Annotated in this window: 17 protein-coding genes and 1 pseudogene; 7 read left to right on the forward strand and 11 right to left on the reverse strand. The window is 25.6% G+C overall.

The genetic code is table 11. The features are described from left to right. Nucleotides 1–7: 7 nt before the first annotated feature. Complete coding sequence (locus QW117_02315; GenBank protein MEM3405785.1) at nucleotides 8–502, forward strand: L,D-transpeptidase; 495 nt, start codon at nucleotides 8–10, stop codon at nucleotides 500–502. A 146-nt stretch (nucleotides 503–648) separates the two neighbouring features. On the opposite strand, the gene QW117_02320 is transcribed toward QW117_02315, so the two are convergent. The 5 genes from QW117_02320 to QW117_02340 form a co-directional block, all read right to left on the reverse strand. Further along, nucleotides 649–1,215, reverse strand: coding sequence for a 50S ribosomal protein L31e (locus tag QW117_02320; GenBank protein ID MEM3405786.1), 567 nt, complete (start codon nucleotides 1,213–1,215; stop codon nucleotides 649–651). Nucleotides 1,216–1,224: 9 nt separating this feature from the next. Continuing rightward, on the reverse strand, nucleotides 1,225–1,398 hold the full coding sequence (locus QW117_02325; protein ID MEM3405787.1) for a hypothetical protein: 174 nt from the start codon (nucleotides 1,396–1,398) through the stop codon (nucleotides 1,225–1,227). 32 nt (nucleotides 1,399–1,430) lie between these two features. Beyond that, nucleotides 1,431–1,634, reverse strand: a complete 204-nt coding sequence (locus tag QW117_02330) for a hypothetical protein (protein MEM3405788.1) — start codon at nucleotides 1,632–1,634, stop codon at nucleotides 1,431–1,433. Nucleotides 1,635–1,769: 135 nt separating this feature from the next. Then, nucleotides 1,770–2,210 carry a 30S ribosomal protein S19e gene (locus QW117_02335; protein MEM3405789.1) on the reverse strand — a complete coding sequence of 147 codons (441 nt, stop codon included), beginning with the start codon at nucleotides 2,208–2,210 and terminating at the stop codon, nucleotides 1,770–1,772. A 358-nt stretch (nucleotides 2,211–2,568) separates the two neighbouring features. Continuing rightward, on the reverse strand, nucleotides 2,569–2,817 hold the full coding sequence (locus QW117_02340) for a hypothetical protein (GenBank protein ID MEM3405790.1): 249 nt from the start codon (nucleotides 2,815–2,817) through the stop codon (nucleotides 2,569–2,571). A 175-nt stretch (nucleotides 2,818–2,992) separates the two neighbouring features. On the opposite strand from QW117_02340, the gene QW117_02345 reads away from it, so the two are divergent. Both QW117_02345 and QW117_02350 read left to right on the forward strand, forming a co-directional pair. After that, the gene (locus tag QW117_02345; protein ID MEM3405791.1) at nucleotides 2,993–4,960 is read left to right on the forward strand and encodes a C1 family peptidase; all 1,968 of its coding nucleotides are present in this window, start codon (nucleotides 2,993–2,995) and stop codon (nucleotides 4,958–4,960) included. Between the two features lie 76 nt (nucleotides 4,961–5,036). After that, nucleotides 5,037–8,453 carry a hypothetical protein gene (locus QW117_02350; GenBank protein ID MEM3405792.1) on the forward strand — a complete coding sequence of 1,139 codons (3,417 nt, stop codon included), beginning with the start codon at nucleotides 5,037–5,039 and terminating at the stop codon, nucleotides 8,451–8,453. A 93-nt stretch (nucleotides 8,454–8,546) separates the two neighbouring features. On the opposite strand, the gene QW117_02355 is transcribed toward QW117_02350, so the two are convergent. From QW117_02355 to QW117_02380, 6 genes and pseudogenes are all read right to left on the reverse strand, one after another. Then, nucleotides 8,547–9,308: a hypothetical protein gene (locus tag QW117_02355; GenBank protein MEM3405793.1), complete on the reverse strand. Its 762-nt coding sequence runs from the start codon at nucleotides 9,306–9,308 to the stop codon at nucleotides 8,547–8,549. Then, nucleotides 9,305–9,709, reverse strand: coding sequence for a hypothetical protein (locus tag QW117_02360; GenBank protein MEM3405794.1), 405 nt, complete (start codon nucleotides 9,707–9,709; stop codon nucleotides 9,305–9,307). The genes QW117_02355 and QW117_02360 overlap by 4 nt, the downstream gene beginning before the upstream one ends. Before the next feature lies 1 nt (nucleotide 9,710). Next, a complete protein-coding gene (locus QW117_02365) occupies nucleotides 9,711–10,223 on the reverse strand; it encodes a nucleotidyltransferase domain-containing protein (GenBank protein MEM3405795.1) in 513 nt (170 codons plus the stop codon). Between the two features lie 81 nt (nucleotides 10,224–10,304). Then, the gene (locus QW117_02370; GenBank protein MEM3405796.1) at nucleotides 10,305–10,757 is read right to left on the reverse strand and encodes a hypothetical protein; all 453 of its coding nucleotides are present in this window, start codon (nucleotides 10,755–10,757) and stop codon (nucleotides 10,305–10,307) included. Continuing rightward, nucleotides 10,754–11,302: a nucleotidyltransferase domain-containing protein gene (locus QW117_02375; GenBank protein ID MEM3405797.1), complete on the reverse strand. Its 549-nt coding sequence runs from the start codon at nucleotides 11,300–11,302 to the stop codon at nucleotides 10,754–10,756. Before QW117_02375 ends, QW117_02370 begins: the two co-directional genes overlap by 4 nt. Nucleotides 11,303–11,378: 76 nt before the next feature. Next, nucleotides 11,379–11,948, reverse strand: a pseudogene (locus QW117_02380) (class I SAM-dependent DNA methyltransferase). 395 nt (nucleotides 11,949–12,343) lie between these two features. Here QW117_02380 and QW117_02385 point away from each other — a divergent pair. Genes QW117_02385 through QW117_02400 form a run of 4 tightly spaced genes read left to right on the forward strand, consistent with a single transcriptional unit; the run spans nucleotide 12,344 to nucleotide 15,241 of the window. Then, nucleotides 12,344–13,072, forward strand: a complete 729-nt coding sequence (locus QW117_02385; GenBank protein MEM3405798.1) for an archaeal proteasome endopeptidase complex subunit alpha — start codon at nucleotides 12,344–12,346, stop codon at nucleotides 13,070–13,072. Between the two features lie 9 nt (nucleotides 13,073–13,081). Next, nucleotides 13,082–13,762: a ribosome assembly factor SBDS gene (locus tag QW117_02390; protein MEM3405799.1), complete on the forward strand. Its 681-nt coding sequence runs from the start codon at nucleotides 13,082–13,084 to the stop codon at nucleotides 13,760–13,762. A gap of 16 nt (nucleotides 13,763–13,778) precedes the next feature. Next, a complete protein-coding gene (rrp4, locus tag QW117_02395; GenBank protein ID MEM3405800.1) occupies nucleotides 13,779–14,525 on the forward strand; it encodes an exosome complex RNA-binding protein Rrp4 in 747 nt (248 codons plus the stop codon). Between the two features lie 14 nt (nucleotides 14,526–14,539). After that, nucleotides 14,540–15,241, forward strand: coding sequence for an exosome complex exonuclease Rrp41 (locus tag QW117_02400; GenBank protein MEM3405801.1), 702 nt, complete (start codon nucleotides 14,540–14,542; stop codon nucleotides 15,239–15,241). The last annotated feature ends 2 nt before the right edge of the window (nucleotides 15,242–15,243 follow it).

A 15,243-nucleotide genomic window follows, 5' to 3' on the forward strand; every position in this document is an offset into this window, starting at 1 on the left:
TAATAAAATGAAAAAAATATTAAATTTGTTGTTTTTAGGTTATTTTTCTTTAGCAAGCCTTCTTCCTTTAGATTTAAAGGGAAAAAATTTAAAAAGAATAGTAATAGATAAATCCGATAGAAAATTATATGTTTATGAAAATGATAAAATAATAAAAACTTTTCTCGTTGGTATAGGAAAAGAAGAATATGAAACTCCTACTGGAAAATTTAAAATAAAAGAAATAAGAAAAGATCCTTATTGGATTCCTCCGGAAAAAGATTGGGCAAAAAAAGCAAAAAAGTATGTAAATGATAAAGGAGTAATTCCTTATGATCATCCTTATAATCCTTTGAGGTATTATTTTATTAATTTAGGAAATGGAATAGGAATTCATGGTTATAGAAATGATATGGGAATAGGAAAAAAAAGTTCTCATGGTTGTATCAGAGCAAAAAAAGATTGTTTAGAGTACATTGTAAATAATTTTTTTATTGGAGACGAAGTAATAATTCAAGAATAGATTTTAAAATAAATTTAAAATAGTGCGATTAGATTAAATTCTAAAAAATTATTGATATAAATTAACCGAAAAATAAAAGATTTTGCTATAATTTTTCCACTTTCTTCCTTTTGTGACTTTTCTATTATTTTTATTTTAAATCCAATCTATTTTTGTAATGCTTTTCTTGTTACAGGTTGCTTTTTAATTTTGCTCACTTTTGCTTCATGTTTTATCTCTTTATGTTTTTCTTTTGCTTCTTCTATCTTAGCTATTTCTTCTGCCTTTTCTTTTTCAATTTCTTCTTTTGCTTCTTCTTCTGCTTTTCTTAATTCTTCTTTTGCCTTTTCTTCTAATTCTTTTTTCTTCTCTTCTTTCTCTTTTCTTATTTTTTCTCCTTCTTCTAAAATTTTCTTTTCTTTTTCTATTCTATATTTCCAATATTCTGGTATTTCTGCTAGTTCAACTTTAACTATTCCAGAATCTAATTTTTTTGCTTTAATTTTTATTTTAGCAGGAGGTTTTTTCCTGCTTCTTTTCCAAATTTCTACGTTTAACCATTTATCTAATTTTACTTTTTTTATATCTCTATCTTCTACTCTCATATGTCTTGCAACAAATTTTTTTAATCCTTTTATAGCAGCATTGATTCTTTTGTAATATGCTTTTTTTATCCAATATTTCCTTAAATTAACAATATACTCTCTTTCAAGTATGATATTTTCTTCTGTCATTTTATTTTTTTATATACTATTTTCCATTATTTTATTTAATAACCCCATACATTTTTCTATTCTTATAAGATATCTATAATCTGTTTCTTCTAAAAATATCTTGTCTCTTTTGTTATAATATATTTCTTTGCCTTCTATTTTTCCTAAATAAACATAATTATTTCTAATTTTTGATATTACCATTTTTTGATTTTTTCTTTCATTTTAATATAATTTTATCCTAAATGTTTTTTATGAATTCTTCTTGGTTTAATTTTTAATTTTGTTCTTGTCCAATGTCTTTTTAATCTTGTCATTTGACTTGGGTGTATTTTTTTTCCTACACCATATTTTCTTAAAACTGCCCAAATAGGAGCCCACTTAGTTCTCCTATTGTATACTGCTAATTTTATTTTTTTTGTTCTTGATTTTTTTACCATCTTAAGCTTATTTGTTTTTTATTTATCTTCATATTTAATTTTCTACTTTCCGGCTGATTTTTTCGAAAGTTATTCGCTTTTTTATTTTCATTTGTTTTATCTTTTAGCTTTATTTTTTATTTTTTTTATTCTTACCTATTTAATATTTTGATTATTATTTTTTATTTTTTCTGCAACATCTTCTAAAAATTTTTTTCCTTCTTTTGTTAATTCTCTTCCCTTTCTTTTTCCTCGTGATTTTTGTAAAAAACCTGCTTTTTCTCCTTGTTGTAATATAGTTCTTATTATCTTACCAGAACCTTTTCTAAATTCAGCTGGCTTCATACCTCTATCTTTTCTTCCGCCGTATCTTGTCTTTAATCTATTCACTCCTACAACTCCTTTAATATAAATTTGTCTTAATATAGATGCTGCTCTTTTATACCACCAATCTTTTTCTGCCGGAGGCCTTGCTCTCGCTACAGATGTTTTAACAAATAAACTCCATTTAGGAACTTTAAATTCTTGAATTTTTTTTAATTCTTCTGCTAAAAACTTATTATAAACTGCAGGATCTATTTCATATATACTTGCCATATCAATTTTTATTATTTAATTATTTATTTATAAAAACTTTATCCTTTCATATCCTTATTTTCTATTTTGAGCTTGCCTTTCGGCAATAGAAAAGCCATAAACTGGCTTTTAACTCATAATTAAATCAAACAGAGAGTTTATAAATATTTTGTTTGATATTTTTAAAATATCGTTTTTGAAATAATAAGAATTTAATTATAAAAATTGACAGGATGAATGATATTTTTAAAACCCTTGAATAATTATAAGAAGGAATCTAATTATACTCAATGCATAAAAATCTTTTTTAAGTTATTTTAAAAAATAATCCTAACACTTATTAAAATATTTTTATATTATCTTTTAAGATTTTTATTTTTTATCTTATTTTCTTTCTCCATCTTTTTATAAAAATAGTATAACCAATTACTTTATAACTATAATTTTTTCCTAATTCATTAATTATTTTTTCTGCAATAAAATTTATATTTTCTTTTGTATGGCCCGCTGATTTTAATAAAACCACTTTAACATTTTCTCTTGTCTTAAAAGCATTTTTTAAAGTAAAAATTAAGTTATCTTTATATCCTGCTTTTCCTATATTAAAAGAAACTTGTCCCTTTGTCATTATTATAAGATAAAATATAAGATTATAAAGTTTTTGCTGAATATTTTTATAAAAAATAATATAAATAAAAAAAAGAAAATATTTATAAATAGTACTTTCTTTTTTTAAAATTATAAATAATAATCTTTATTAAAAATAAGGGGTGATAATATAAATAAAACTAAAAACCCCGAAGATGAAAAGAAACAGAGTAAAGAATTTAAAAATAATTTTCTTAGTTTTATTCTTAGTATTCTTTCTATTTCACTATTTTATTCTCATTGAAGCAAAGACAACAAGAAATAAAATTAATTATCTTACATCAATAAACAATTTAATAAAAAATAAAAATTATTTTATTGATTATGAAAAATTACAATATAATTATGAACTAGCAGAAATACAAAAAAAGATTAAAGAAAAAAATTTATCTTGGCAGGCTGGAGAAACAGAAGTTTCTAAATTACCTAAAGAACAAAGGAAAAAATTGTTAAGTGGAATCATAGAAGTAAAAGACATAGAAAAATCAGAAGAAGAACAAATAAATAATTTTGATTTAAAATATTATGAAAATTCTTTACCTTCTTCTTTTGATTGGAGAAATAAAGATGGTGTAAATTGGATGACTCCTGTTAAAAATCAGTTTTTATGTGGAAGCTGTTGGGCATTTGCTGATGTTGGAGTTATTGAAGCTGCCTTCAATATTTATCAAAACAATCCAGATCTTGATTTAGATTTATCTGAACAAGACGTAATTTCTTGTTCTGGATATGGAAGCTGTGGCGGAGGAACAGCAGGAGGTGGGCTTCTTTATGCAATAAATACAGGAATAGTTAATGAGACATGTTTTCCTTACACTGCAACAAATAATAATTGTTCAAATAAATGTTATAATGGAGAAAAATATAAAATAAAGGGAAGATTTAATTACGGTTTCTATAATCACACAAATGAATATTGGAAATCTATATTAATGAAATATGGACCCGGAACTGTTCTTATGTATGCTCCTGATGATTTTTTATTCTATATTGGTGGAATTTATGAGCCTCTTAATGATGAAAAATCCGGATATGCGAATCATGCTGTAGTGTTAGTTGGATGGAATGACACTGGCTTTAATGAAACAACAAATATGACAGAAGGATACTGGATAGTAAAAAATTCATGGGGGACTTATTGGGGAGAGAATGGATATGGAAAGATTAAATATGGAATTATAGAATCCTATAGGACTTTTTTAGTTGTTACTGGAATAATAAATGGAAGTATTACTTGTTCTAAAAATTCTGATTGTGGAATAGATAATTGTTATAATGGAACTTATAAAAAATTCTCTTGTATTAATCCAGACACAGAATATTCTTATTGTTCTTCTCAAGATATTATAACGGATAATGACCTAGACGGATATGATATTCAATGTGAATATGATTGTGATGATAACGATTCAAGTAAATGGCAAATCTTAAATGGATATCTAGATTACGATAAAGACAATTATGGGGCAGGAGATATTATCAATGTTTGTTCTGGAAATAATTTACCATTAGGATATTCTTATATTTCTGGCGATTGTAATGACAATGATAGTTCAATATATCCAAATGCTCAAGAATTATGCGATGAAAAAGACAATGATTGTAATTTCTTAATTGATGAAATTTTCTTAAATAAAGGAAAGAGTTGTGATGTTGGAGTTGGTTTTTGTAAAAGAACAGGAATTTTTATTTGCTCTTCAAATGGTTTAGAAACAATTTGTAACGTTATTCCAGGAGACCCAAAAAGAGAATTATGTTTTAATGAAATAGACGATGATTGTGATGGAGAAGTAGATGAAGAAGATTGTGGAATTAAAGGAGATATAAATGATGATAGTATTGTAGATATTTCTGATGTTATCTTAACATTAAGAATGGCAATTGAATTAAATTTAACAATTAGAGGGAATAACTACGAGTATCCATATCCCGATTGGCTGATTAATAAAGCCGATATAAACGATGATAAAGTTATTGATATTTATGATACAATATTAATTTTAAGAATATCTCTCGGTCTAAACTCTGAAGAAAAATTGACAGAATCTCAAATTCCTTCTTTTATAAAAACAGAAATAGAGAAAAAAGGTATGTGTATTGATGATATAAAAAAGATAAAATAAGAGGAAAAATTCTTAAACAAATATAAATAAAAAAAAGAAAATATTTATAAAGTATTTTTCTTATATCTAAATATTAATGAGAATAAAAAGAGGATTTTTTATTTGTGCAAGTTTAATTTTTATATTTTCTATTTTTTGTAATCTTAATTTTGTTTTAGGTGCTGCATTTAATATTACTGGCTATACTTACGGAATTGAAGGTAATTGGAAAGCAGCATTAAACGCAACTAATATTACAATTGAAATTTATCAAAAAAATATGAATGGCCCCCATTATTTAAACACAACTTTATCAACTTTATCAAATGAAAGCGGATATTTTAATATAGAAATTCCTGAAGATTATTCAAACGATAATTTCTTTTATAAAATAATTCTTATTAAGTACAATGAAAATAATAGTGATTTAGCAAGATTTATCGGCCCAAACTTGCCTTATTTTCCTTCTGACCAATTAAGCAATTTAGGAACAGTTTATTTTTATTTAAGGCCAGCCATAACAATTGACATTTCTGCAATAGGAATAGAACATGTTACAGATGATGAAAATAGAATTAAATATAATGATATTAATACTTTCCCAGAAGATTATAAAACAGGTTTAGAAATAATTAATAATTCTGGAGAAAAACAATATGCTTATATAAACAATAGCGATTGTCTAATTGTATTAAATGAAAGTTTTGATTTAAATTCTTCTTTTTGTGATTTAAATATAACAAATATAGATGATTTTACTCTCGGTCTTGAAGAAGAAATCTATTTTATTAATCTAACAGAAATACAAAAATGCTTTTTTGATCTTTCAACTGGTAGTGCAGATTGTAATAAAGAACAAGGAAATTCTACAGATATATCTGAATTAAATCTTTCTAAAACTGGAGGAATTTCATTTAATAAATTCATCAACGGAGATGAAAAATTATTTATTTCTGCTCTAAACGAAAGTGGAAATAGTTATGTTTATGTTTATAATTATAGTGATTTAAGTTTTATAAAATCAATTTCTACTCCTGATTGTCCTATTGGCAAATTAATTTTTCAACCAGGGGGTGGTTTTGGTATAGGAAATAACTCAGGAAGATATGTTTTTTATAAATTTATATTAAATGAGCAAGAAGGATTTAGTTGTAGTTCTAATTTGTTAAATTTAACAGAAGGAATGATTGTTAAAGGATTTGATACAGAAGCAGATTTTGGCAATGAATATTATATTGTTTCTAATCAAAGTGGGACAACAAACTTAACACAAATTAATTTTTTTACATCTGATTACAACTTTAGATACCAATTTAAAGATAAAAAACTTGGTTATAGTATAAAAGAAAGTTTTGATTCTTTAAAATATTCTGACAGAATATATATTCCTGCTGATAGAAATTATTCTTTTATGATTTACCCAGAAGGCGGCCCGGCTTTTCCTGTAAGCATAGAATTAAATAATTTAGTTCATAATAGCAAAATTTCATTAGGAACAGCAGAAAATAGAACTATTACTTCAATAAATCAATCTTTATACTTAAATCTTACAAACTTAAATTTAACCACACAATTAGTAAAATTAAGTGGTTATTCAAAGTTAAATGGATCTGATGAAAAAAATTTTACAGATTATACTATTGTTGCTTATTTAATTGAATCAAATAACATTGTCTTTTCACAAGCAATGTTGCCTCAAAATATAGGACAATTTAGCGAAAATGGGTTTGAAGATGTTTTTAATAAAACAAACGGTTTTTATAACATGACATTACCATCAGCAGTTTATGGAGCAAACATTTTATTATTTGCTAATGCGAAAAAAGATAATGTTTGGTATGGAGGATTCAAAATAATAACATTAAATTATGGAGAAACGCCAGATGAATTAAATATAACTTTATATCCTTTAGTAGGAAAAGAATCAATATTAGAAAGAACAATGGGGGCAGGAGATGATGTTAATGTTTCTCTTTTTACATTTAATATAACAAGCTTATTAGAAAATGGAAATAAAACAGATGTTACAAACGTTCATTCAGAAATTTCTATTGATTATTCCCATTTTAGTGGCTCAAATGTTTCTTTTTCATGGATGGTAGATTCAGGAAATGAAAATCTTCTTAAAGTCCCTTTATTAAACAATAGTGTTAATATAAAAATATTTTCTCCACAATTTCCTCCTATAAAAAGAACAATAAAAATAGAGAATCTACAAAATGATACTTATGAGATAACTTTAGAGCAATTAAAGGCAAAAAAACCAAATGGTGAAGAAATACAAAATGTCCAATTTAGGAATTTTAAATACAAAGAGGATAGCTCTTGTTCTGTTCCTTGGCCAAATGAACAACCAGGAGAACAAGGATGTTTGCCTGATGGGATTGGTTCTGGCGGAGGTCCTGTAAATCCTTTTACATGGGTTATAAGTGGTGGAAAATATGATTTAGAAATAAGACAAAATACAACGAACATAACTATTCATTATGTAAATGTTGATTTATTGGCAAGTCAACCACCAGATGCTATGTTCGAAGAAAATGCAAATAAAACTACAAGTGGGAATATAATGAAAGAAGCATGGCGTTTTGGTAGTGCAGGCCCTAACATTTATGATTATGTTATAATAGGAGTTCCTTATAATGATTCTGCAATAAACGAATCTTCTGAAATAAAGATTAATATAACAAAATTCCATGATGAAGATTGGAATGCTTTATGGGAACAGGGAGATAGTTTAGATAATTTAAATGGAACAGAATATGAAGATTACAAATCTTCTGATTATATTAAGTATATTAATGGAAGTGCTGTTTTTTGTAACGAAACTGATGAAAACTTGACAAGTGGATTGTGTTACAAAGATTTAATACACAATATGATATGGTTTAAAATTCCTCACTTTTCTGGAATAGAACCTTCTATTGTTGGTCAAGCAATAATTACAGAAAGCGAAGAAGAAGAAAATGAAAATGATGGTGGAACATCAAACAGCGGAACTAATACAGGAATCATAACATATTATACTACAGAATCTTCTTTCTTAGAAGGAATAATTTATAATTTATCTTATAATGACAAGATAAGATTTTATCTTGCTAATGAAAATCATACTTTAACTTTATTAACATTTAATACAACTACAGCAAAAATAAAAATAGAATCTAATACAATAATAACATATATAGAAAAAAATGTTATTTATGAATTTGACCTAAATAATGATTCTATTAAAGATATTAAGGTTAAATATGAAGGTATGGCTTTAGGAAAAGCAAAAATATTTATACAAAAAATAATACAGCCAATTTCAACAGAGAGATCATCTCCAGAAGAAACAAAAAATGAAACAACTTCTGTTGGTACTGAAAACAAAGATATAGAAAAAAGTAAAAAAGAAAAAATTAGCAAAGAAAAAATGATCTTAATCTCTATTATCATTCTGGTTGTTATTCTTTTTTTTATATTTTATTATTTTTATAAAAAAAGAAGATATTATAATAAGGGATACTAAAATATAATAAGAATTTCTTTTTACTTTATATTAAAAATATAAGATAGGGAAATATAAAAAAATATTTTCTTATTTTTAAAAATAAATAATTAATTAACTTAAAGTACCCCACATTATACTTCTTGCCTGTTTTGTTAATTTTGGGTTCTTTTTAAGATTATTTAAAAATTTTGGAATTATACTTTCTATTCTATTTATATTTGAAGGAGTTATTCCTAAAAAGGGTATTTTATAATACCTATAAGCATTATTCTTTTTTATTGTCTTTGCTCTTGCTCCAGGATATTGACCATAAACTTCTATTATTGCATTATAATCTGGGATAAAAAAATCAGGAATAGCAAAAACTATTTTTAATTTTTCATAATCAGGAAAAACCAACATTTTTGCTTCATATTCATATCTAATGTTATTTTCTTTTAAATAATTAGCAACAATTACTTCATAAGTGCTTCTTACTCTTTCTTTATTTTTTGTAATGTATGAAAGATTTAGCTTATTTCCTTCTCCTTTTCTGATATATTTTAAAGCATTTCTATTCTTTTTTATCCAATCAATAAATCTTTTCCTTGCTTCTTCCCTTAAGTTAGGATGTTCTTTATAAACTTGTTCTATTGCATCAGGATGTTTTTCATGATATATCTTTAAAGATCTTGATATTTTTTCTCTTTCCTGTTTTTTTCTAAATCTTGCTTTTTGTGCTTTGCTTAATTTTAATTTATATAATTTATTTTTATAAGCTTCTTTTATTGCTAAAATTCTTTTTTCATTCAATTCTTTATTCTTTTTTAAAATTTCTTGCAATCTTTTGCCTCCTTTCTTTCTTTCTTTTTGTGTTAAAATATGGTGTTTCATTTTATCCTATTTTTAAATTTTGAAATTAAATTCTTTAATTTTTCTATAATTACTTTTGCTTCTTCTTTTTCAAGTTTTCTTCTATAATAATTTATATCATTTCTAGTTTTTCTCAAATCATTAAAAATATCTGCTTCTCTTGATAAACCCATTATCTCCTTTAGGAAAGCAACATAGCATTCATGGTTATAAATCTTAAATCCTTTTTTAATAGCTAGTGCTTCTAGAATTTCTCTTAGAGAATCATATAATAAAGAAATTTTACTTATAAAAAATTCATCGGCCAAAAAATCAGCAGACTTTAATTTTATTTCTGCTGTTTCTAATAAAGATTTTACTAGATTTTTATCTTCTTTTGTTTCTTTCACAATTCTTTGTTTTAAACATTCTTTCCAGTCCATTTTACCAGCTTCCTTTTATTTTAAATCCATTTAATATGTTTTTAAGCAATTCTTCGTTTTTCACATCTTTCATATCCTTAAAAACAAAAATCTGTATTTTCCTTTTTAGAAGTTTTTCAAATTTTTCAAGATTAATTTCTTTTTTCTTTGGTGTAAAAATTGCTAAATCAATGTCAGAATCACCTTTAACTTCTGCTTTTGATAAAGAACCAAAAAGATAAACTATAGGATTTAGCAGGTTTTTTTCTAGTTCTTCTAATAATCCTGAATCTTCTAATATTCTTTTCCAATAAATTCTTAAAAGCTCGATAAAAAACTCGGAATCTTTATTTGCGAAATAATAATTATAAAGATTCTCTTTTTCTTTTTTGAGCAAACCTTCTTTATGCAATTTTTCAAGAATCTTTGAAGCTGTCGGCGGGCTTATTTTTTGGATTCTTGCATATTCGCGAACATTAATACGTCTATAACAATCTTCAAAGAAAGGCTTTAAAGTGTTAAATATTTCTAACATATGTTAAGAATAATTAACATTAATATTTAAATCTTTTGAAAAATAAACCGCAAAATATATGTTAAAAATAATTAACAAGTGTTAAAAAATATTAACATTTTTGTATTTTTGATTCTTCAATTTTTGGTAGATCCTTTTTGTGAAATCTATAACCTTCTTAGCATAATCTTTGTTTAAATTAGTTCCATAATAAATTATTCCATTTCTGAAATATCTCAACTGATCAAGAAATTGTATGTCTCTTTCATTAAAATTAATCAAAGAAAGATAAGAAACTTCTGCTTCATGCGCACTATGGCCCGATGCATTATAACCTTCCAAAATCATTTTTGCTCTGATTAGCTCCATTATAATATCATAACAGGTTTTGATTAAATCATTTGCAGTTTCATCATTAACACCTAATTTTTCAATTTTTATTAAAAGTAAATTATAAGATTTATTGGCTTCATTAATTAAATACTCTGCTCTTGATTTGTCAGGTTTTTGTTTTTTGACTACACCTTCTTTAACAAATTCTTTAAAGTCTCTCATAATTCAAATCCCCCTGCTAGTAATATTCCATTTGCAAGATTTTCCTTTAGATTTTTATGAATTTCTGAAAAAGAGCTGTAGAAATTAAGATTTATTTTTCTTTCAAAAAATTTTTCATAGGATGATAAATCAATTTCTTTTCTCTTTGCTCCGATAATAGCAATATCAACATCTGAATTTATTGTGTCGTCTCCTCGTGAATAGCTACCAAACAAAATTATTGTTGTTCCAGGAAATTCTTTTTCTAAAAAATCAAAAAAACCTGTTTCGTAAATATTTTTTAAGTTCTCCACTCTTTTTAACTGCCAAACTCTTTTATTGTTTCTATTTAGTTCTATTGACCATCTACCTGTTTCCTTATCCTTCTTGACTTTAATATAATTAAGTTTTTCAAGTAAAGGCAATGCTTTTGTTATACCTGTCTGGCTAACTCCTAAATGTTTTGCTATTTGTCTCTGATTTAAAGACAATCCTGTTTTTCTAAACAACAAAGACAAAATTTCTTGTTGTAATAATGTTAACTTTTGTTTATATTTATTAACCATAGTTAATATATGTTAACTTTAGTTAATATTTAAATCTTTTGCTTTAAGCATATTTTTCAATCTCCCTTTCCATCTCTTTTATCATTTCAACAAGTAACTTAACAATGCATCTTGGAGTGTAAAATTGTCCGCCTTTCTTGCCTTCTTCATCTGCAAATTGTCCAAGAAAATATTCATAAACTCTGCCAAGAATATCTTTACTTTTATTTTCTTTATCGCCTAAACCAATAGTACCAATTAAATCTATTAGCTCTCCTAAGCGTTGTTTACTTAATGCAGGTCTAGCATAAATTTTTGGAAGAACTCCTTTTAATGATGGATTGTCTCTTTCGATAATATCCATCGCATGGTCTATTAACTCGCCTATCTCTGGTTTTTTTGCATTAGCTTGTAAATAATCCCATCTTGCTTCTTTAGGAACCCAAAAAACTCTTCTTGCAATATATTCATCAACATCCTCTGGATCAGCTTCTGGATCTTTTTTTAATTCTTCATAAACTTCATTAAAGGAATCTGAGATGTATTTTAAGAAAATTAAACCAAGAACAACATGCTTATATTCTGCAGCATCCATATTGCTTCTTAATTTGTTTGCTGCTTGCCAAAGTTTTTGTTCAAAACCTAAATTTGCACCATTAGATTTCATTTTATTTCACCTTATTCTTTCTCGATGACTTAAATAAGAGTTTTATATTTAAAAATCTATCATAACTTTACAAGCAAATAACTATAAAAAGAGCAACTCCTTTTCAAATAAAAGAAATTGATATTCAATTAGCAATATAAAAAGTGGCTGAGCTTATTAAAACAAAGTTTTAATCAATCAAATAAGAAAAAAAATAATATTAAAAATGATCTTTAATACGAAAGAGAGTAAAAACGTAATCTTTATAAATCTATAAAAAGAGTATATTATGTTGAGAAAAAACAAAAAAAGGATTAGCTCTTTTTTTGAAATAAAAACAATAAAAAATAAATTAAAATTAAGATTATTATAAAAATTAAAAATATTAAATAAAATAAATTAAAATTAAGATTAAAATGGAAATACAAGGAGATATGCATAATCAAATTATGGGTTATGATAGAACATCTACTATGTTTTCTCCAGATGGGCATTTATTACAAGTAGAATATGCTGAAAAAACCGTAAGATTAGGTTCTGCTTCTATAGGAATGATATGCAAAGATGGTGTTCTTATAGTTTCTGATAAGAGAATTAAAGATAAGTTAATAGCAGATAACTCTGCATCAAAAATTTATGAGATAGACACAAATATTATGGCTACAGCAGCAGGAATTCTATCAGATGCAAGAGTTTTAATAGAAAGAGCAAGATTAATAGCACAACAAAATCGTGTAACTTATAATGAAAGCATAGAAGTAGAAAGTGTAATGAGAGAAATAGCAAACATAAAACAAGCATATTCACAATATGGTGGTGCTAGACCATTTGGAGTTTCTATAATGATTGCCGGAATATCAAAAAGCAAAGGAAAAATATTTGTTTCAGATGTAACAGGAAATTATCTTTCTTATAAAGCAACTGCAATAGGAGAAAATGATGAAAAAATAAAAGAAGAATTAAGAAAAGAGTATAACGAGAATTTAAAAATAGAAGATGGTATAAAAATCGCATTAAAAATATTTAAAAAGGTATTAGAAAAAAATTTTGATATATCAAGAATAGAAGCTGCTTATATTAAATTAGATGAGAAAAAAATTAAAAGATTAAAAGAAGAAGAATTAAAAAAACTAGTAAAAATCTAATTAATTATTATGGCCACTAATGTAGAAGCTCGGATTAAAATTAAAGGAAAGAACTTTGAAATTTTAGTAGATTTAGATAAAGCTTTACAATTAAGAAAAGGAATAAATGTTTCTATAGAAAATATCCTTGCTATAGATGAAATTTTTTATGATGTAAAAAAAGGATTAAAAGTTTCAAAAGCAGATTTGCAAAATTATTTTTCTACAGATAATGTAAGAGAAGCTGCTAAAAAAATAATTCTTGAAGGAGAAATACAATTGCCTTCAGAATATAAAGCAAAAATGGTTGATGAAAAAATGAAACAAATAATTGATTTCATAGCAAGAAATGCTATAGATCCTACTACAAATAAACCACATTCTTTAACAAGAATAGAAGATGCTATTAAGAAGATAGGAATAAAAATAGATAACAAACCAGTACAAGAGCAAATTCCTAGAGTTTTAGAAGAATTAAGAAAAATTTTACCTTTAAGAATAGAAACTAAAAAAATAAAATTAAGAATTCCTGCAATTTATACAGGTCAAGTTTATAATTTAATTAAAGAGTATAAAGAAAAAGAAGAATGGTTAAATAACGGAGACTTAGAAGTAATAGTTAATATACCAGCAGGATTACAAATAGAGTTTTATGATAAAATAAATCATGTTTGTCATGGAAATGTAATAAGCCAAGAAATAAAAGAATAAATATGAAAAAATAAAAATGACACCAAAAAAAGAAAAATCTGAAGAAAAAGAAGAAGAAATGGAAGTAACAGGAAATGAACATAAAGAAGATAAAAAAAGATTTGTAGTAATACCAGGAGAAATAATAATATCAGGAAAAGAATATCTTCCAGGAGAAGGAACACGAAAAGAAAATGATAATATAATATCAGAAAGATTTGGATTAGCAGAAATTTCTGATAGATTGGTTAGAATAATTCCTCTTTCAGGAGCTTATATACCTAGAGTTGGTAATATAGTTATAGGAAGAGTTAGTGATATAAATTTTGCTGGTTGGGTTATGGATATAAAATCTCTCTATTTAGGATTTTTACCATTAAAAGAATATACAACTAGATATAAAGATGAGAATGATTTAGAAGAAATATATGAAATAGGAGATTTAGTTGCATGTAAAATTACAGAAGTAAAAAGAAAAAGTGTAACCTTGACAACAAGGTTAAGGGGTTTAGGAAAATTAGAAGAAGGATTAGTAATAACAATAAATTCAAATAAAGTTCCTAGAGTAATAGGAAGAGAAGGAAGTATGATAAATTTAATAAAAAAAGAAACTAATTGTAATATTATTGTTGGACAGAATGGAGTTATTTGGATAAGAGGAAATAGCGTAGAAGATGAAATTAAAGCAAAATCTGCTATTCTCTTTATTGCAGAAAAACCATTTATTGATGGTTTGACAAGTGAAGTAGAAAAATTTTTAAAAGAGTATAAAATAAAAGAATGAAATAAAAAGATAAAATGGCATATACAAAAAGATTTGATGGAAGAAAAGAAGATGAATTAAGAGAAATAAGAGCAGAGGTTGGTGTAGTTAAGAATGCGGATGGTTCTGCTTTATTTTCTTTTGGAGATACAATTGCAATAGTAGCAGTTTATGGACCAAGAGTAATGCACCCTCAACATATGCAAGATGCAACTAAGGGCGTATTAAGAGTTAATTATGATATGTTAAGTTTTTCTGTACCAGAAAGGAAGAAACCTGGTATATCAAGAAGAAGTCAAGAAATAAGTAAGGTAACAGAATGGGCATTAACTCCTGTAATAGATTTAGATAAGTTTCCAAATACAGTAATAGATGTTTTTATTCAGGTTATTCAAGCAAATGCTTCTACAAGATGTGCGGGAATAAATGCAGCGGCAATGGCTTTGGCCCATGCAGGATTGCCAATGAAAGATATGATTAGTGCTGTTTCAATAGGTAAAATAGGAGATAAAATAGTAGCAGATTTAATAAAAGAAGAAGAAGATTATGACGAAGAAGGTGGTGCTACAGATATTCCAATTGCTATGTTGCATAATACAAAAGAAATAAGTTTATTACAATTAGATGGAGAAGTCTCTTTTGAAGAATTAAAAGAAGCAATAGAATTAGCAAAAAAAGTAATAGAGAAAATTTATATTAAACAAAAAGAAGCATTGAAAAAAATAAGAATAATATAAAA

The organism is Candidatus Pacearchaeota archaeon (genome assembly GCA_038874355.1).
Lineage (GTDB): Archaea > Nanobdellota > Nanobdellia > Pacearchaeales > GW2011-AR1 > JAVZCO01.